Annotated in this window: 15 protein-coding genes and 1 pseudogene; 8 read left to right on the top strand and 8 right to left on the bottom strand. The window is 58.4% G+C overall.

Annotated features, from left to right (window positions below):
• Nucleotides 1-8: 8 nt before the first annotated feature.
• The 4 genes from B3729_RS15120 to B3729_RS15135 all read right to left on the bottom strand — a co-directional run bounded on the left by B3729_RS15120 (nucleotide 9) and on the right by B3729_RS15135 (nucleotide 3,922).
• Nucleotides 9-1,208: an efflux RND transporter periplasmic adaptor subunit gene (locus tag B3729_RS15120; protein WP_219650839.1), complete on the bottom strand. Its 1,200-nt coding sequence runs from the start codon at nucleotides 1,206-1,208 to the stop codon at nucleotides 9-11.
• 10 nt (nucleotides 1,209-1,218) lie between these two features.
• Nucleotides 1,219-2,685: an efflux transporter outer membrane subunit gene (locus B3729_RS15125; RefSeq protein WP_286788287.1), complete on the bottom strand. Its 1,467-nt coding sequence runs from the start codon at nucleotides 2,683-2,685 to the stop codon at nucleotides 1,219-1,221.
• 4 nt (nucleotides 2,686-2,689) lie between these two features.
• The gene (locus B3729_RS15130; protein WP_074823248.1) at nucleotides 2,690-3,160 is read right to left on the bottom strand and encodes a MarR family transcriptional regulator; all 471 of its coding nucleotides are present in this window, start codon (nucleotides 3,158-3,160) and stop codon (nucleotides 2,690-2,692) included.
• Nucleotides 3,161-3,352: 192 nt separating this feature from the next.
• The gene (locus tag B3729_RS15135; RefSeq protein WP_010796970.1) at nucleotides 3,353-3,922 is read right to left on the bottom strand and encodes a DUF6436 domain-containing protein; all 570 of its coding nucleotides are present in this window, start codon (nucleotides 3,920-3,922) and stop codon (nucleotides 3,353-3,355) included.
• A gap of 114 nt (nucleotides 3,923-4,036) precedes the next feature.
• Between B3729_RS15135 and B3729_RS15140 the strand changes: the two genes are divergently transcribed.
• Nucleotides 4,037-4,981 (top strand): alpha/beta hydrolase, encoded by a 945-nt coding sequence (locus B3729_RS15140; protein ID WP_074823245.1) that lies wholly within the window; start codon nucleotides 4,037-4,039, stop codon nucleotides 4,979-4,981.
• Nucleotides 4,982-4,990: 9 nt separating this feature from the next.
• Here the strand turns inward: B3729_RS15140 and B3729_RS15145 are convergent, their stop codons facing one another.
• Entirely contained in the window at nucleotides 4,991-5,722 is a 732-nt protein-coding gene (locus B3729_RS15145) for a DUF2059 domain-containing protein (protein WP_286788288.1), read from the bottom strand.
• 215 nt (nucleotides 5,723-5,937) lie between these two features.
• Here B3729_RS15145 and B3729_RS15150 point away from each other — a divergent pair, with 215 nt between their 5' ends.
• Together B3729_RS15150 and B3729_RS15155 are read left to right on the top strand one after the other, a co-directional pair.
• The gene (locus tag B3729_RS15150) at nucleotides 5,938-6,576 is read left to right on the top strand and encodes a 2OG-Fe(II) oxygenase (protein ID WP_286788289.1); all 639 of its coding nucleotides are present in this window, start codon (nucleotides 5,938-5,940) and stop codon (nucleotides 6,574-6,576) included.
• Nucleotides 6,577-7,068, top strand: coding sequence for a DUF523 domain-containing protein (locus tag B3729_RS15155; protein ID WP_010796974.1), 492 nt, complete (start codon nucleotides 6,577-6,579; stop codon nucleotides 7,066-7,068).
• A 55-nt stretch (nucleotides 7,069-7,123) separates the two neighbouring features.
• Here B3729_RS15155 and serA read toward each other — a convergent pair whose 3' ends face one another.
• A complete protein-coding gene (gene serA, locus B3729_RS15160) occupies nucleotides 7,124-8,353 on the bottom strand; it encodes a phosphoglycerate dehydrogenase (protein ID WP_037030737.1) in 1,230 nt (409 codons plus the stop codon).
• A gap of 153 nt (nucleotides 8,354-8,506) precedes the next feature.
• Here serA and B3729_RS15165 point away from each other — a divergent pair, with 153 nt between their 5' ends.
• The 4 genes from B3729_RS15165 (at nucleotide 8,507) to B3729_RS15180 (ending at nucleotide 12,684) form a co-directional block, all read left to right on the top strand.
• Nucleotides 8,507-9,898, top strand: coding sequence for an FAD-binding oxidoreductase (locus B3729_RS15165; RefSeq protein ID WP_219650829.1), 1,392 nt, complete (start codon nucleotides 8,507-8,509; stop codon nucleotides 9,896-9,898).
• A gap of 148 nt (nucleotides 9,899-10,046) precedes the next feature.
• A complete protein-coding gene (locus B3729_RS15170; protein WP_150348066.1) occupies nucleotides 10,047-10,712 on the top strand; it encodes a fumarylacetoacetate hydrolase family protein in 666 nt (221 codons plus the stop codon).
• A 70-nt stretch (nucleotides 10,713-10,782) separates the two neighbouring features.
• A complete protein-coding gene (locus tag B3729_RS15175) occupies nucleotides 10,783-11,682 on the top strand; it encodes an SdiA-regulated domain-containing protein (protein ID WP_286788290.1) in 900 nt (299 codons plus the stop codon).
• 84 nt (nucleotides 11,683-11,766) lie between these two features.
• Nucleotides 11,767-12,684, top strand: a complete 918-nt coding sequence (locus tag B3729_RS15180) for an SdiA-regulated domain-containing protein (RefSeq protein WP_286788425.1) — start codon at nucleotides 11,767-11,769, stop codon at nucleotides 12,682-12,684.
• A 15-nt stretch (nucleotides 12,685-12,699) separates the two neighbouring features.
• On the opposite strand, the gene B3729_RS15185 is transcribed toward B3729_RS15180, so the two are convergent.
• Nucleotides 12,700-14,637: an autotransporter outer membrane beta-barrel domain-containing protein gene (locus tag B3729_RS15185; RefSeq protein ID WP_286788291.1), complete on the bottom strand. Its 1,938-nt coding sequence runs from the start codon at nucleotides 14,635-14,637 to the stop codon at nucleotides 12,700-12,702.
• Between the two features lie 227 nt (nucleotides 14,638-14,864).
• Entirely contained in the window at nucleotides 14,865-15,536 is a 672-nt protein-coding gene (gene rpiA / locus B3729_RS15190; RefSeq protein ID WP_122043512.1) for a ribose-5-phosphate isomerase RpiA, read from the bottom strand.
• A 136-nt stretch (nucleotides 15,537-15,672) separates the two neighbouring features.
• On the opposite strand from rpiA, the pseudogene ilvA reads away from it, so the two are divergent.
• Nucleotides 15,673-17,205 (top strand): annotated as a pseudogene (gene ilvA / locus B3729_RS15195) (threonine ammonia-lyase, biosynthetic); the annotation flags it as partial.
• Nucleotides 17,206-17,221 lie beyond the last annotated feature (16 nt).

Here is a 17,221-nt window from a genome sequence, read left to right on the forward strand (position 1 = left end):
ATCTCCGATTAGCGCTTGGCTACATCACGGGAGGCCGGGCCGTTCTCGTGGATCAGACGCTCGATCAGGCGATCGGCATCCTCCAGCTGGCGGGTATAGACGTCGGTAGCATAACGGGGCTGGGCCAGCGGCTTTTGCGCCAGGACCGGGCCGTCCAGATCATGCAGGTCGACGTCGACGTTCATCGACAGGCCAATGCGCAGCGGGTGCTTTTCCAGCGCATCCTGATCCAGGCGAATCCGCACAGGTAGGCGCTGCACGATCTTGATCCAGTTGCCGCTGGCATTCTGGGCGGGCAGCAGGGAAAACGCGCTGCCGGTGCCGACCCCCAGGCTCTCTACCGTACCGTGATACTTCACATCTTCACCGTACAGGTCGGAATGAATTTCAACCGGCTGACCGATGCGCATGTCGCTGAGCTGGGTTTCCTTGAAGTTGGCGTCGATCCAGATCTGATCCAGTGGCACCACGGCCATCAGCGCTGTACCCGGCTGTACGCGGCTGCCAACCTGTACCGAGCGCTGGGCTACATAGCCTGTCACCGGTGCGATGATGGTGCTGCGGGCATTGTTCAGATAGGCCTGACGCAGCTGGGCGGCGGCGGCTTTCACATCGGGATGGGACGCGATCACCGTATCGTCTACCAGCGCGCGGCTGGTGCTGAGTTGTTGCTCGGCGCTGGTCAGTGCATTTTCGGCTGCGTTCAGCGTATCACGGGCGTGGGACAGTTCTTCCTGCGAGATCGCACCGCCGCGTGCCAGATCCTGACGACGCTTGTAGTCGGATCGTGCACGTTCCAGCTCGACCTTGCGTGAAGCTACCTGGGCCTTGTAGCTGTCCACATTGCTGTACAGGCCGCGGACCTGACGAACCGTCTTGGCCAGATTGGCCTCAGCGCTCTGCAGCGCGACTTCGGTGTCGCTCGGGTCGAACTTCACCAGGACCTGACCCTCATGCACCAAGTCACCATCGTCAGCGGTAATGCTGACAACCGTACCGGTCACCTGCGGCATGATCTGGACAACGTTGCCGCTCACATAGGCATCATCGGTGCCCTCATGAAAACGGCCATAGAGTGTGTGATAGAAGTAAGCGCCCACTGCTCCCAGGATGACGAGCAGAAGCAGGAGCAAAAGAAAGAACTTGCGCTTGCCGGATTTGGGCTTGCTGTTCTCGTTAGTGGCGGTTTGTGCGTTTGATTCAGCCATGTCTTACGTCTCAGCGATCCGAAGTTACACGTGGGCCCGGTTGCAGAGCCGGTGTGTCAGAAGAGGGTTCAAAGCCACCACCTAGCGCCTGCATCAGCAGGACGGAGGTATCAATACGCTCCGTCGCGAGGCTGGCCAGTTGGCGGTCTGCCTGAAGCAGTTGTTGCTCGACACTCAGCGCATCGAGATAACTGCCGATACCGGCGCCGTAACGCTGCATCGCGATGTCGAAAGACGCCTGAGCAATGTCGCGGGCACGCTGCTGTTCCTGAATCTGCTGATTCAGCGAGCGCAGCCGGGAAATACTGTCGCCGATATCACCAAGAGCATTGACCAGCGTCTGGTTGTACTGGGCGACGGCCAGGTCGTAATCGGCGTTGCGGCTGGCCAGATCAGCCCGGCGGCGACCACCGTCAAAGATCGGCAGCGACAGGGCCGGACCGATATTGAAGAAGCGGCTGGGTGCTCCAAACAGGGCGTCGCCCAGCAGGGCATCGGTACCGGCCGCGGCGACCAGGTTGAGGTTTGGATAGAAATTGGTCCGGCTTGAATCAATGTCCTGCGAAGCGGCCTCCACACGCCAGCGTGCGGCTACCAGGTCGGGACGACGACCGATCAGCTCGGCAGGCAGTTGGCTGGGCAGTGCGATTGTCTTGGGTGCAATCAGTTGTGGACGACCAATGCTGGCACCCCGGTCAGGACCTTTACCCAACAGGACGGCCAGACGGATCTGCGCACTTTCTACAGACTGCTTGGCAGCAGTGAGCTGCGCCTCCGAGGCGGCTTCCAGGCTCTGGGTCTGTTGCAGCTGGAACTCACTGTCCAGGCCCGCCGAGACACGCCGCTGGGCAAGATCGAGCATGCCGCGGGTACGCTTGAGGTCTTGCTCGGCCAGGTCGAGCATGACGTAAGCCTGACCCAGTTGGTTGTAGGCGCGTGTAACGTTGGCGGCCACGGTCAGCTCAGCGGCCTTGCGGTCTACCTCGCTGGCGCGGGCGCGGCCCAAAGCGGCTTCCCAGGCGGCACGTTGGCCACCCCAGAGGTCGAAGGTATAACTGCCATTAACGGATAGCTCGCGCAGCGTGCTATAGCGCCCGCCCTGGCCGGTCGGATCATCGCGACGTGACAGCCGGGAGCGGGTTATCGAGGCGTTGCCATCGAGCGTCGGCTGGCGATCGGCGTTTGCAGCAATCACCGCTGCATTGGCCTGACGGGAGCGGGCATCGGCCACCTGGAGGTCCGGGCTCGATTGCAGCGCCTCACGGATGAGGCTGTCGAGTTGGCGATCTCCCAAGGTGTTCCACCAGTCGCTTTTCGGCCAGGCAGCCGGTGACAGGGCAGAACCCGCAACGGTCTGCTCGCTGTGCAGGCTCGCTGCGTCAAGCGCCCGGCCTTCTGTATGCAGGCCTATGGGTGACGCGCAACCCGACAGCACCAGGGCAATGGCCAGGGCTGAGAGAGGGTATTTAAGGCACATGGCGTTATTGTTCTCCTTCATTGGCCGGGACCAGGCCGGCCGGAACCAATATCTTCTTGAGCAGGCGCTCCAGTTCATCGATCTCGGAATGGGTCAGCTCGCCGGTCAGGTCGTTCATGGCGTCAGCTGCAATCTGCGGAATCTGTTTGCTCAAGCTGTGGCCTTGCTCGGTGAGCTCGAGGCGAACCTGCCGTCTATCGGTGGTGCTGCGCACCCGAGCAATCAGGTCCTTGCTTTCCAGCCGGTCGATCATGCGGGTCATGGCGCCACTGTCGAGGGACAGGCAACGGCACAGCTCTGCAGGCGTATCCGCCGTATTGCGTGCCAGCATCAGCAACACCTTGAACTGGGCAGCCGTGATGTCATAAGTGACAAGGTGCTTGTCCAGCAGGCGATCCTTGAGCGAATTAACCAAGTGGATCAGATGGCCGAGCGAGTAACGCAGCGAAAAATTATCTGGTTTGAAACGTGTCATGGCAGTATCTGCCCAGGCAGCTAAGTCTGAGTAGAATACTGCCTAGGCAGCTATCTGTTTAGCAACATTTTGCAAAAGTCTATGTTGCTAAGAGCGCAACAATGATTAGAAGTGCCTGAGAGGAAGAACAGTGAAAACGAAAAGGCCGGGCAGTCGATGCGATGCCCGGCCTTTGGCGTTACTAGAAAAGGGTCAGCCCTGCCAGTTGCAATAGCAGCCTACCGACAAGGTATTGGTCGACCGTACGCTGCGCCCTGACACGAGCGCTTCGAGAATAGGCTCGATAAAGCTGTTACCAGCTGTACAGATCATGCCCTCGCTATAGGGGCCGACATAAGCCAGCTTGCCAGCATTATCCCAGATGGCCACGGCCGGGCTGGCGGGCAGCGTATCGGCTCCAGGAATCGTCGATAGGGCCTTCAGACGTCCATCCAGCATGGACGGCAGCTTTCCTTCGCTCCCTGGTTTCTGCACGCTGTAGAACTCGACGCCCCGATCACCAAAGCGCGCCGTCAGGTTACGCAGGTGCGCCTGGTTGCCTTCGTTGCATGGGCAGTCCGGGTCCCAGAAGTGCACCAGCCGGATCGGTCCCGGGCCCGCAAGCTCGGGCGGGAGTTGTAGATGACTGCCATCAAAAAAAGCGGTCTGCTCGGCAAACGACCGTAGATAGCGCAGCTCGAACCACCAGTAGGCAGCACCCGAACCAGCAATGACAAGGATGGTGAACAGGCAGAGCAGAATAGTGAATCGACGAGAGGGCATGGCATGACTGTTAATGCAAAAGAAGACATAGCTTGCCACGCCAGGGCGTGAAGCAGAACATGATTAAGTGTCCAAGCTTTACATGGGCAGGCCTCTCTTTTTAGTGTGACGACCATGACCACGCCGTTTCATCCAGAACAACTGCGACCGCTATTGGCGGAACTGTCCCTCGATCCTGGCGAGTCTGGCCCGGCCATTCTGGCGTATCAGTCCTTTTATGGACTCGACATGAGCCAGCAGCACCCAGGCGTCCAGGCTCGCCTGGGCCGCATGCGCGTGGCTGATTACGAGATCGCCGTGCAAGGGTGGTGGCATGACCAGCCGCGGGCCACGCTTCTGGTACTCCATGGCTATTACGACCACATGGGGTTGTATCGCCATGCAATCGACTGGGCGCTGTCGATGAATTTCGCCGTGCTGTCTTGCGACCTGCCGGGGCACGGGTTATCCAGCGGTCCGCGCGCAAGTATCGATGATTTTGCCGAGTATCAAGCGGTATTAAAGGCTCTGCTCGATCAGGCCAGACGCCTTGACCTGCCGCAGCCCTGGCATCTGCTGGGGCAGAGCACGGGAGGTGCGATTGTACTGGACCATTTGTTGAACGGGCAGCCCGGTGCGGAGATAGGCGAAGCGATCCTGCTGGCGCCGCTGGTTCGCCCCTGCAGCTGGAAGATGTCTCATCTGACCTACCGGCTGGTTGGCCCCTTTGTCCGGGCATTGCCCAGGCGGTTTTCGGCCAACTCCGGTGACGAAGCGTTTCTTACCTTTCTACAGCATCATGACCTGCTGCAACCGCGCGAGCTGCCCAGTCGCTGGGTAGGAGCGCTAGCCCGCTGGATTCCACGTATTGAAAAGGCTTCGCCCAGTCTGCATCGGCCCATCATCATCCAGGGTGAGCAGGACTTCACTGTGGATTGGCGACACAATCTGCAGGTGCTGGAACAGAAGTTCGACAAGCCAGAGGTGCTGCGCCTGCCTGAAGCGCGGCACCATCTGGTCAACGAAACCGAAGCGTTACGCCAGCGCTACTTTGATTTTCTAAGGGAGCGGCTGGCGTAGAGGAAGGGTTTAGTTGCTGCCTGAGCCAAGGCCTGCTCGCAGCGCGGCCAGGGCGGCCTGGTAATAGCGATGGCCCTCAGGCGAGCTGGCAAAGTCGGCAAACTGGGTCAGCTCGTTGTCGGAAAGGGTGCGATAAACGTAGAGCAACGTGTTTTCCAGGTCGCCATTGTTCATCTGCTGCATGATGCGCTCGCGTTGCTGGCCAATCATGCCCTGAGCCTGACCCATCAGACCAGGGAGCATCTGGCTCAGGCTGTCAGCCGCCAGACCTGCCAACGCCATGCTGACTTCCGCGCCGGCTTCACGAGCTGGAATCACGGCAGCGATTCGTTTGATTTGTGTCTGACGGGCGGCGCTGGCCTGGATCTTGGGCAGGCCACCCGAGCTGCGGGCGATTTGATCGCTACGGGTGGCGTTGACCTCCGCCGCGACGACCTTCTGGCCTACAGGCGATTGGAAAAACTGCAAGGCAGGATTGGTCTCCGGCAGCGACTGGCGCAGTTGACCAATGGCACGCTGGTCGATGGCATCGGCCGAGAAGCGGCGGTTACTGTTATCCACCAGCGTCTGGTACAACGCTGGCGGTAGGCTGTTCTGGTAGCGCTGCTGTGCCGCTTGCAGCGCATCGCGGAAGTGGCTGCGCTGTTCGGGCCAGCCCGCGGTCTGGTAAAGGGTTTGATAATTATCGGCCAGCGCGGGAAGACCGATGGCGAGTAGCAGACCAGCAATAAAAACGCGCATGAACTCTCCTGCAAGGGCATGCCTTGAGCTGCAGCATGCCAGAAAAAAGACAGTATTCTGGGTAGGTATCACGTTGCTGTCGAGGTTGGAAAGGGCCGATTCGTCGGAGCGTATAAATTTGAGCAGAAGCGTTGACGACTTATTACAATGCCGACGCCGCCAGCCGCTCTTGTCTATGCTGGTTATCTCGTTGCGATGTCTCGCAGGAATTCGATATGCCCATTCGCCCTGATCATCCCTTGTTGCAGCGTATCGTCGATGATCTGGCCGATGTCGGCTGGTCCCATCAGACGGTGTTTCTACCCGATGATCTGACCCGTGCGCTGGCGCAAGAGTGCCACAAACGTGCGCAGCACGGACTGTTGGCTCCAGCCGCTATCGGGCGTGGCGACAGCCAGGTCATTCGCGAAGGTGTCCGTGGTGATCAGATTGCCTGGTTAGAGGGCGATGAGTCTTCGCCTGCTATTGCCCGCTATCTGGCGCTTATGGATGCGCTCCGGCTGGCCTTCAATCAGAGCCTCTTCATGGGTCTCGAAGACTATGAAAGCCATTTTGCAATGTATCCGCCAGGGGCTTTTTATGCCACTCACCTGGATCGCTTCAAGGATGACGACAGGCGTATGGTATCTCTGGTGTTGTACCTGAATGAGGCGTGGCTGCCCGAGCATGGGGGCGCACTGCGCATGCACCTGCCTGACGGACAGACCCGCGATGTATTGCCTGCTGGTGGCAGCCTGGTCTGCTTCATATCTGGCGATTTGCCCCATGAAGTCCTGCCTGCGACGCGTGAGCGTATGTCATTAACGGGCTGGTTTCGCCGGCGGGGTGAAAACGTACTGGAAAACGTTTTGTAAATGGAAAAGATACTGATCAGCCGCTGCCTGCTGGGCCACCGGGTCCGCTATGACGGGGGCGCTCATGGCCCCTATGATCAGTTGAGTTCCTGGCTGGCGGAAGGACGTGTCGTCGCCGTGTGTCCAGAGGTTGCTGGTGGCCTGCCTACACCTCGGCCGCCGGCTGAAATCCCTGGCGGACAAGGCGCTGCCGTACTGGACGGCTACCAGCCCGTGATGACCGATACCGGTGAGGACGTCAGTGCGGAATTTCTAGCTGGAGCCTGTCAGGCTGTTGAGCTGGTCAGGCAGCATCGTATCCAGATGGCGGTGCTCAAGGCGCGTAGCCCCTCGTGCGGCAATCATGAGAATTACGATGGCACCTTTTCCGGACACCGAGTCCCGGGTGAGGGCGTAACAGCTGCAGCCTTGCGGCGTGCCGGTGTAAAGGTCTTCAATGAAAGCGAGCTGAACGAGGCTGTAGCCTACCTGCAGGCGCTCGAAGCGAAATAGTATTCATGTACAAAACAAAAAGGAGGCCAAAGCCTCCTTTTTGTTGGATGAACGCTTAGAACAACACGCGGCAGCGAATGGTGCCCTTGACGTTCTGCAGCTTCTCCTGAGCCATGTCAGAGTAGGCGGCATCTACGTCGACTACCACATAACCGACTTTTTCGTCCGTTTGCAGGTACTGACCGGAAATGTTGATGCCGTTTTCGGACAGCACACGGTTGATCTCAGACAGTACGCCCGGCACATTCTGGTGAATGTGCAGCAGACGATGTTTGCCCGGATGGGAGGGCAACGCCACTTCCGGGAAGTTGACGGAAGACACGGACGTACCGTTGTCGCTGTACTTCACCAGCTTCTCGGCCACTTCCAGACCGATGTTGGCCTGGGCTTCCATGGTGGAGCCGCCTACATGCGGGGTCAGGATGACATTGTCCAGGCCGCGTAGCGGACTGACGAACTCGTCATTGTTGGAGCGCGGCTCGACTGGGAACACGTCGATGGCAGCACCCAGCAGATGTTCGTCTTTGATGGCTGCTGCCAGCGCTTCAAGATCAACTACAGTGCCACGTGCAGCGTTAAGCAGGATGCTGCCTTTTTTCATGGCGCGGATTTCACGTTCGCCAATCATCAGTTTGGTCGAGGGCGTTTCCGGTACGTGAAGCGTTACGATGTCGGCCATGCCGAGCAGCTCGGTGATGGAAGCAACCTGTTGTGCATTACCCAGCGGCAGCTTGGTAACTACATCGTAGAAGTAGACCTGCATACCCAGGCCTTCGGCCAGGACGGACAGCTGCGTACCGATGGAACCGTAGCCGATGATGCCCAGCTTCTTACCGCGAATCTCAAAGGAATTGTTGGCGCTCTTGAGCCAGCCGCCACGGTGGCAGGAAGCGTTCTTGGCAGGAATGCCACGCAGCAGCAGAATGGCTTCAGCCAATACCAGTTCAGCGACCGAACGGGTATTGGAGTAGGGCGCATTGAACACGACGATACCGCGTTCACGGGCGGCGTTCAGGTCCACCTGGTTGGTACCGATGCAGAAGCAGCCAACGGCGATCAGCTTCTTGGCGCAGTCGAACACTTCTTCGGTCAGTTGAGTACGGGAGCGAATGCCCACAAAGTGCGCATCGGCGATCTTCTCTTTAAGCTCAGCCTCGGGCAGCGCTTTGGAGATGTACTCGATGTTGGAGTAGCCAGCCGCTTTCAGCGTGTCTACTGCCGATTGGTGTACGCCTTCGAGAAGAAGAAATCTGATCTTGCTCTTGTCGAGTGAGGTCTTGCTCATCTGCGTTGAACCCGTAGTCCCGAGGAAGTGTGAATCGGCTGCCGGCTGGCGTCGCCGAAGGGTAGGCATATGCTAGCATGTTCTCCCTTTTCCTTGCCCGGATACGACCTGAGCGGTTCTCAGGACGACCATGAATGCCACGAGAGTTTCAACATGATTGACGCTGCTTTGATCGAATCGCTGAAAACCCTGGTCGAGCCCGGAAAGGTGCTCACGGATGCGGCCTCGCTGGAGTCTTACGGCAAGGACTGGACCAAGCACTTTGCCCCGGCACCGTCTGCCATTGTCTTTCCCAAGACGATAGAAGAGGTGCAGGCCATCGTGCGATGGGCCAATGAACATCGGGTGGCCCTGGTGCCTTCTGGTGGCCGTACCGGTCTTTCGGCGGCAGCGGTCGCAGCTAATGGCGAAGTCGTCGTGGCATTCGATTACATGAACCGGATTCTCGACTTCAACACATTCGATCGTACCGTGGTCTGCCAGCCGGGCGTGATCACCGAGCAGTTGCAGGCCTTTGCTGAAGACAAAGGTCTCTATTACCCCGTCGACTTTGCCTCGGCCGGTTCCAGTCAGCTGGGTGGCAACATCGGTACCAATGCGGGTGGCATCAAGGTGATCCGCTACGGCATGACCCGTAACTGGGTAGCCGGCCTCAAGGTCGTGACCGGTACGGGCGAGCTGCTCGAGCTGAACAAGGGCCTGATGAAAAACGCGACCGGCTATGATTTCCGTCATCTTTTCATTGGTGCCGAAGGCACGCTGGGTTTCGTGGTCGAGGCTACGATGCGGCTGGAGCGTCAGCCAACTAATCTGACCGCCTTGGTACTGGGTACGCCGGATTTTGATTCGATCATGCCGGTACTGCATGCCTTCCAGGACAAGCTGGACCTGACGGCCTTCGAGTTCTTTTCCGACAAGGCCATGGACAAGGTCCTGGCCCGTGGTGACGTGCCTGCGCCGTTCGATACCCGCTGCCCGTTCTATGCACTGCTGGAGTTTGAAGCAACAACGGACGAGCGCGCCGATCAGGCTCTAGCTACCTTCGAGCATTGTGTCAATGAAGGCTGGGTGCTCGATGGCGTCATGAGCCAGAGCGATCAGCAGTTGCAAAACCTGTGGCGTCTGCGAGAAGACATCTCCGAGACGATTTCCCACTGGACGCCCTACAAGAATGACATCTCTGTAACGGTTTCGAACGTACCATCCTTCCTGCGTGATATCGACGACATCGTGGGCGAGCACTATCCGGATTTCGAGATCATCTGGTTCGGCCATATCGGTGACGGCAACCTGCACCTGAACATTCTCAAGCCTGATGATCTCTCCAAGGATGAGTTCTTTGACAAGTGCAAGGTCGTGAATAAGTGGGTATTCGAGACCGTTGCGAAATACAACGGCTCCATTTCGGCCGAGCATGGCGTGGGCATGACCAAGCGGGATTACCTGACCTATTCCCGCTCAGAAGCCGAAATCGCCTACATGAAGGCTGTCAAGGCAGTCTTCGACCCCAATAACATCATGAATCCGGGCAAGGTCATCGCCTGATAGCCCTTGAGAATCAGGCGATGAATCGACCGTTCCGCTAACGTTCAGGTTCGTGTCGTTATGCTTGGCCGCCTGCCTTGGTAATGCGGCCAAGCTGTTGGTTATAAAGGATTAAACGGGACTTTTCCTCTTTCGGAGTCGGTTCACCATGAGCTACCAACACCAGTACGTCGATGGTACGAAGATCCACTTCCCGCTGGGCAAGGTGGTCTGTATTGGCCGCAACTATGCTGAGCATGCCAAGGAACTGAACAACCCTGTACCCACCGAGCCGCTCATCTTTATCAAACCGGCCAGTTCGGTCGTGCCGATTGAAGGTGGCTTTAGTATTCCTGAAGACCGCGGTACGGTGCATTACGAGGCGGAAATCGCCGTATTGATCGGCAAGCCCCTGTCACGCACGCCAAGCGAAGAAGAGGTCCGGGATGCCATTTCGGGTTTCGCGCCGGCGCTGGACCTGACCTTGCGTGATGTGCAAGCCCGCTTGAAGGAAAAGGGTTATCCCTGGGAAATCGCCAAGGGGTTCGACGGCGCCTGTGTCCTGGCGCCTTTCGTGCCGGGTGATGCCTACAGCGATCTGGCTGATATCGATGTTCGCCTCACCATCAATGGCGAGGTACGCCAGGACGGTAACAGCCGTGACATGCTCAACCCGATCATCCCGTTGATCCAGCACCTGTGCACACACTTCTCCCTGCAACCCGGCGATGTGGTACTGACCGGTACGCCCAAGGGAGTCGGCGCGTTGAACAAAGGTGAGGAACTGGTCCTGGAGTTGCCTGGCAAAAGCCGCTTTACGAGTCGTGTTCTCTAACATCCACCCTTGAGTAATCCGGAAGCATCAGGCGACGGATCCAAACCGCTAAGCAGTCGAAACCGTCGTCATGGCAAAAGTATTACAACGTCGATCCCTCAAATGGTGGCTGGCCGGCTTCGTGCTGGTCGTCGCCGCCACGCTCACATACCTGTTTCACTGGGACCAGCGTGCCCGGCTCTGGTGGCAGGAACGTAACACGCCTGCCAACCAGCATGCGGACAATATCTGGCTTCCAGGCTATACCGCGGTCATTCAGGCCAAGCCCTTGCCCGGCATGGAAAAGGCCGAGGCATCGGACATCGCCTATAACCCGGCGACCGGCACCCTGTTCATTGTTATGGGCAAGGAGCCTTTGCTGGTGGAAACCAACCTGAGCGGTGATATTCTCAGGCAGATTCCCATAACCGGGCTTTCCAACCCTGAGGGCCTAGTGGTCCTGGATGGAAATCGCATGGGTATTGTCGATGAGCGTCAGCGTACGCTGGCCCTGTTCAATCTGACCCCCGAGACCCGCCAGCTGCAGCCCGCAGATTTCCAGTTTTTCGACCTGGGCTTTGCCGATGCCGGCAACAAGGGGTTCGAAGGCGTTGCCTGGGATGCACGACAGCAACGTCTACTGCTCAGCAAGGAGCGAGATCCTGCAGCACTGTTCAGCCTGTCCAGCGATGGTGATCAGATCCTGGGTGAGATGACGGATCTTCCCGATCAGCCCGACCTGATGAATGATTATTCTGCGCTAAGCATCGATCCCCGTACCGGCCATACACTGGTGCTCTCGGATGAGTCGCACCTGTTGCTTGAACTGGACGAAAGCGGAAAGCCGGTCAGTTTCATCAGTCTGATCGGGGGGCTCAATGGACTCAGTAAAAACATCCCTCAGGCTGAAGGTGTTGCGATTGATGAAGAAGGAACCGTTTACATCGTGAGCGAGCCTAACCTGTTCTATGTCTTCCGGAAATCTGACTGACATAAAATATCCGTAGGCTTGTCGTCGAGCGCGGGCATGCAGGTCGCCCGGATGATCGATCCCTCGACGGCAACGGGCCTACCCATGCAGCGTATCTATCCTTACCGCATTCCTCTGGCTGGCCTGCTGATGGCAGTGCTCATCGCAACCATAGCCAGCCAGCAGACCCCGCTCCTGGCGCGTCTCTGGTATGGCGTTCAGCAGCACTGGCATGCCGATGAGCGCCGTGAGGTCTCGGTTTGGCTTCCTGATTATCATGTCGATATCGAGGCCAAGCCTGTGCCAGGGCACGCGGATTTGTCGGCACTGACCTATGACCCGAGCCGGGGCACGCTTGCGAGCCTAACCAACAAGTCATCCCATTTCATCGAGCTATCACTCGACGGTGAAATTCTTCGGCAAATCCCTATGCAGGGATTCGATGACCCCGAGGCGATTGAGTACATTCGCCCGGGCGTTTTCGTCGTGGCAGAAGAGGGCCGGCAACGGTTGGTTCAGATTCATGTCGATGACACAACGCGCGTCATCGATGCGAATGACCCTCGCAATCAGACACGTCTCTCTCTGGAATTGGCTGCGTTCGATAATCGGGGTTTCGAAGGGCTCGCCTATGACAGTCGACACAAGCGACTCTATGTAGCTAAAGAAAAGGACCCTGTGCAGATCTACGAGATCGATGGTTTTGCCGACCCTGAGCCCGGCGCACCGGCCAATATTACGGTTAGGTCCAATGTGCTGCGTGACAGGGGCCTGTTTGTCGACGATCTGTCGAGCCTCCACTTTAGTGCCAGCACGAATCACCTGCTGGCGCTCTCGGATGAGTCGAGGCTGGTTATTGAGCTGGATAGCGAGGGGAAGCCCTTGAGCACCCTGCCGCTCGATGCCGGGCGGCAGGGTCTGACGAAAAGCGTGCCGCAGGCCGAGGGCCTGGCCATGGACGACCAGGGCACGCTGTATATCGTGAGCGAACCGAACCTCTTTTATCGATTCAAGCGTAACTAAACTGCGTTATACGGATCAGAACCGCCACTGGGCACCCAGGCTGTATCCGGTCTGGCTGCCCTCGGAATGGCCCAGGCGACTGTTGACCTCAGCATAGACGCCAATCTCCGGTGTGATCGCCCACTGAGCCCCGATCTGAGCGCGGGCAAAGTGCTTGTCTACCGAATCCAGCGCTGCCGTACGCAGCCGACCATCTCCACGGCTGATAACATCCAGCCGACTCTCGCGGCCATCACCCAGTTCTTCGACCCAGGCGACATGAGCATAGGGTTGTAGGGCCATGCCACGGCTCATGGGGAGATCGCCATAGACCCGCCAACCCAGGCTTGCCTGAATGGAGTCATAGGTCTGATCATCAAATGACATGGCGGTCCGGCGGCTGTCGTCTTCATCGAAGCTATCGATGTGGTAACGGGTATAGTCCAGTCCCAGCTGAGGACCGGTTCGCAGCTGACCGACCGTCATGTCGTAGCCCCCGGTCAGGCGAGCACCGAAGAAGCGGGCCCTGGTATCGCCAGATAACGTCTGGCTCAGAAGAACCGGCCCGCCACTGGCCTGAAGGAACACGGAGCGATCTGTATCGAAGCGGGTGTGACCCGCGCTCAGCTCACCTGCAGCCCAAAGCGGCCCGCCGTTGCTGACCAGACCATACAGCCCGGCCTGCCATGTCTCGTTACGAACCTTGCCAGAATGCTCCAGGTCATCCTTGCCACGCTGAATGCTCAGGCTACCGCCTACGGTCAGCCATTCACTGGCCCGATAATCGCCAATGGCATAGGCGGTGGCCCGCTTGGAGCGCTGGCTCGGATCTACATCAAACCCATGCTCAGGCTGGTACTCGCCCTCGACTCCCACGCTGCCAGTGAATTGGTTGGGTGCAAGTGGAGCAAGCTGAAGGCCTAGCCAACGGCGATCATGCAGGCGGGTCAGGGTTTCATGCTGGCTGCGCAGGTTGTCCTCCATGGCTCGTGCCAGCGCACCGCTGGAGGCGGTGGAGGCGAGCAGGTCGGCATTTGTCAGCTCCAGGAGGAGACGCGTCAGTAGACGTGAATAATCACGAAGGCGCTGCTGGATGTGCTCTGCACCCAAGGCGCCGGTCAGCACCGTCTCGTTGTCCAGTGATGGTGTATGCCAGGTGGCGCCGCCAGGAATGGCTGGATTGGTGGTCTGCTCGTAGCCGTCCAACTCGCCGATTTCCCAGTTGGTCGCTTCGACGAACAGCACCGGAATACCGAGCGCCTCGAAGCTTGCTGCATCACTGCAACAGCCGGTGCCGGCAGGGTATTCCGAATTCAGCCCGGGATTCGTGCGCAGATCGATCCCCAGTTCCTGTGCGATACGAAGCGTCTGCTCGCGTATGGACGCCAGGGCGGGATTATCGACGCTGTTGGCACCGGCATGGGCATACATCAGGTCGCCCGTGATCAGGCTGTCGAGGTTGATCATGCCCAGCAGGCTGGCCCGCTCGCTATCGCTCAAGCCGGCTACATAGGCGCGTGAGCCGCGCAGGCCTTCCTCTTCAGCTCCGAAGGCAACCACATTGATACCATTTTCCAGCGCGATCCCGCTGAGGTTGCGCGTGATCTCCGTAAGGACGGCGGCACCGGAACCGTTGTCATCCAGGCCTTGGAGTGTCGGGCGGCCAAAGTAGGTATCAAAGTGTGCCCCTAGTACAAGGGTGTTGCCGCTGGTGCCTGCCAGCTGAGCCACTACGTTCTGTGAGTTCCGGTTTCCGTTCCAGGTGAAGGACTGGAGAGTGGCGTTGTTACCTATACGCTGCTGCATCCAGGCCGAGGCGCCCTCAAAACTCGTAGTGCCTCGATAACGACCCGGATACTCATTAATCAGAACGTCCAGTGTCTCGTCGGCGTATTCACCAAAGTCATAGGCACCCGCGGTACCCCCTATCAAAATACAGCCGACTGCAAGCGCTAGTTTGGAAAAGGAATGCACAGGCGATCCTCATTGTTATGGTTTGTTGTGTTGTAGTTATGGGTAGTGCGGAGCTGCATGGAGCAGATAGCGTGCCGACTTGAAAAGCGGACAGGCAGGCGACGCTTGGCAGACTGACAGCGCTGCCAGAGCGTAACTATAGATGGGGATGGAAAAAATGCGGGGCAGGCTGTGCACTGTGTTCGTGCACCGCCTGAAGTGCGTGTCTCGTCGTGGGACGTAGGTGCTTAACGCTTGAGCGTCTGAACGCCTTCGGCGGTTCCCAGCAGCAGGACATCCGCCGAGCGAGCCGCGAACAGGCCAACCGTGACTACGCCGACGATGTTATTGATCTTGGACTCCAGATCGACCGGGTCAAGGATATGCATGTTATGCACGTCCAGGATCACGTTGCCGTTGTCGGTTTTAACACCTTCACGGTAGACCGGATCGCCGCCCAGCTTGACCAACTCGCGGGCTACGTAGCTGCGTGCCATGGGGATGACCTCGACGGGGAGCGGAAACTCGCCCAGCACATCCACGCGTTTACTGCCGTCGGCAATGCAGATAAAGGTCTGTGCCACGGCCGCTACGATTTTTTCACGCGTCAATGCTGCACCGCCCCCTTTGATCAGTTGCAGGTGCTCGTTGGCCTCGTCGGCGCCATCGATGTAGAACTCAAGATAGTTGACGCCATTGAGGTCATACACCGGAATGCCATGTTTCTTGAGTCGCTCGGCCGTTGCCTCGGAGCTGGCTACTGCGCCGTCGAATTCCATTTTGTGTTGGGCCAGCAGGTCGATGAAGAAGTTGGCGGTGGAGCCGGTGCCGACCCCAATGACGCTGTCACGCGAGAGGTGCGGGAGAATATAGTCCACCGCGGCCTGCGCCACGGCTTGCTTGAGCTGATCCTGGTTCATGATCGATTCCGGCAAAGGAGAAGTAGAGGTTCGATTATAGCCGGGCTGACCCTATCAGCGGTGAACAGGGTGGTTGACGCATTGTGGGTGGCTTGTCGTGCTGCTTGCGCAGTAGACTGGCTGTTCCCCGCAAAAGCCCTGCCGAGAAAAGTCGATGCTCGAACAGTACGTCAAGAAAATGCTGACCTCGCCCGTCTACGACGTGGCCGTCGAAACACCCCTGCATCCCGCACACAGCCTGTCGGGGCGTCTGGGTAACCGGATTCTGCTCAAGCGCGAAGACCTGCAGCCCGTCTTCTCGTTTAAGATCCGGGGCGCCTACAACAAGGTGGCCCAGCTCACCGACGAGGAAAAGGCTCGCGGCGTGATCGCGGCATCCGCCGGCAACCATGCCCAAGGCCTGGCCTTAGCTGCTCAGAAGCTGGGTATCAAAGCCGTGATCGTCATGCCCAAGACGACGCCAGAAATCAAGATCAAGGCGGTACGTGCCCGTGGTGCCAAGGCTGTCCTGCACGGCGATGCCTTTCCTGAGGCGCTGGCTCATGCGCTGAAACTGGTAGAGGAAAGGGGATACACCTTTATTCACCCGTACGATGATCCGGATACGATTGCCGGGCAGGGTACTGTCGCCATGGAAATCCTGCGCCAGCAGCCAGGTCAGCTGGACGCCATTTTCGTGCCGGTAGGCGGTGGAGGGCTGATCGCGGGGATCGCTGCCTACGTCAAGTACCTGCGTCCTGACATTAAGATTATTGGTGTTGAACCAGACGACTCCAATTGCCTCCAGGCCGCCATGCAGGCAGGCGACCGGGTGGTACTGAGTCAAGTAGGTATCTTTGCCGATGGCGTGGCGGTCGGGCAGATCGGTCATCACACCTTCGAGATCTGCCGACACTATGTGGATGACGTGATTACCGTCAGCTCCGATGAGATCTGCGCAGCTATCAAGGATATCTACGACGATACGCGCTCTATCACCGAACCGGCTGGTGCCCTTGGCGTGGCGGGGATCAAGAAGTATGTTTCCACCCGCGGCGTGAAAGGTGAGACCCTGGTTGCCATCGACTCGGGTGCCAACGTCAACTTCGACCGCCTGCGTCACGTGGCAGAGCGTGCCGAGCTGGGGGAACAGCGTGAGGCTATCATCGCCGTGACCATTCCTGAGCGTCCCGGCAGTTTCAAAGCGTTCTGCGAGGCACTGGGCAAGCGCCAGATCACCGAATTCAACTATCGCTATAACACGGATAGGGAAGCCCATATCTTTGTCGGCGTACAGACTCATCCGGAAACCGATCCACGCGGCAAGCTCATCGAAAGCCTGCGTGAGCAAGGGTTTCCCGTATTGGATCTGACCGACAATGAGCTGGCCAAGCTGCACATACGGCACACTGTAGGTGGACATGCGGCCCATGTGGATACCGAGCAGGTCTTCCGTTTCGAGTTTCCCGAGCGGCCTGGCGCATTGTTCAACTTCCTCAATCGCCTGGGTGGGCGGTGGAATATCACCATGTTCCACTATCGCAATCACGGCTCGGCTGATGGCCGCGTATTGGCGGCGCTTGAGGTTCCGGAAGAGGAGCGGCACCGTGTGCCCGAAGCGCTGGCAGAGATCGGTTATCGCTATTGGGATGAGACCAATAACCCTGCGTATAAACTGTTTCTGAGTTAACGCTTAGGGTGGCGGC

The sequence above is a fragment of the Pseudomonas sp. UBA3149 genome (assembly GCF_002364655.1).
Lineage (GTDB): Bacteria > Pseudomonadota > Gammaproteobacteria > Pseudomonadales > Pseudomonadaceae > Chryseomonas > Chryseomonas luteola.

Excerpts from the sequence above, each read along its gene's own strand:
- B3729_RS15170 (WP_150348066.1), top strand. The coding sequence starts at position 10,047 with ATGAGCTACCAACACCAGTACGTCGATGGTACGAAGATCCACTTCCCG.
- B3729_RS15130 (WP_074823248.1), bottom strand. The coding sequence starts at position 3,160 with ATGACACGTTTCAAACCAGATAATTTTTCGCTGCGTTACTCGCTCGGC.
- B3729_RS15135 (WP_010796970.1), bottom strand. The coding sequence starts at position 3,922 with ATGCCCTCTCGTCGATTCACTATTCTGCTCTGCCTGTTCACCATCCTT.
- B3729_RS15145 (WP_286788288.1), bottom strand. The coding sequence starts at position 5,722 with ATGCGCGTTTTTATTGCTGGTCTGCTACTCGCCATCGGTCTTCCCGCG.
- B3729_RS15175 (WP_286788290.1), top strand. The coding sequence starts at position 10,783 with ATGGCAAAAGTATTACAACGTCGATCCCTCAAATGGTGGCTGGCCGGC.
- B3729_RS15165 (WP_219650829.1), top strand. The coding sequence starts at position 8,507 with ATGATTGACGCTGCTTTGATCGAATCGCTGAAAACCCTGGTCGAGCCC.
- rpiA (WP_122043512.1), bottom strand. The coding sequence starts at position 15,536 with ATGAACCAGGATCAGCTCAAGCAAGCCGTGGCGCAGGCCGCGGTGGAC.
- B3729_RS15125 (WP_286788287.1), bottom strand. The coding sequence starts at position 2,685 with ATGTGCCTTAAATACCCTCTCTCAGCCCTGGCCATTGCCCTGGTGCTG.
- B3729_RS15120 (WP_219650839.1), bottom strand. The coding sequence starts at position 1,208 with ATGGCTGAATCAAACGCACAAACCGCCACTAACGAGAACAGCAAGCCC.
- B3729_RS15155 (WP_010796974.1), top strand. The coding sequence starts at position 6,577 with ATGGAAAAGATACTGATCAGCCGCTGCCTGCTGGGCCACCGGGTCCGC.
- B3729_RS15140 (WP_074823245.1), top strand. The coding sequence starts at position 4,037 with ATGACCACGCCGTTTCATCCAGAACAACTGCGACCGCTATTGGCGGAA.
- B3729_RS15180 (WP_286788425.1), top strand. The coding sequence starts at position 11,767 with ATGCAGCGTATCTATCCTTACCGCATTCCTCTGGCTGGCCTGCTGATG.
- B3729_RS15150 (WP_286788289.1), top strand. The coding sequence starts at position 5,938 with ATGCCCATTCGCCCTGATCATCCCTTGTTGCAGCGTATCGTCGATGAT.
- serA (WP_037030737.1), bottom strand. The coding sequence starts at position 8,353 with ATGAGCAAGACCTCACTCGACAAGAGCAAGATCAGATTTCTTCTTCTC.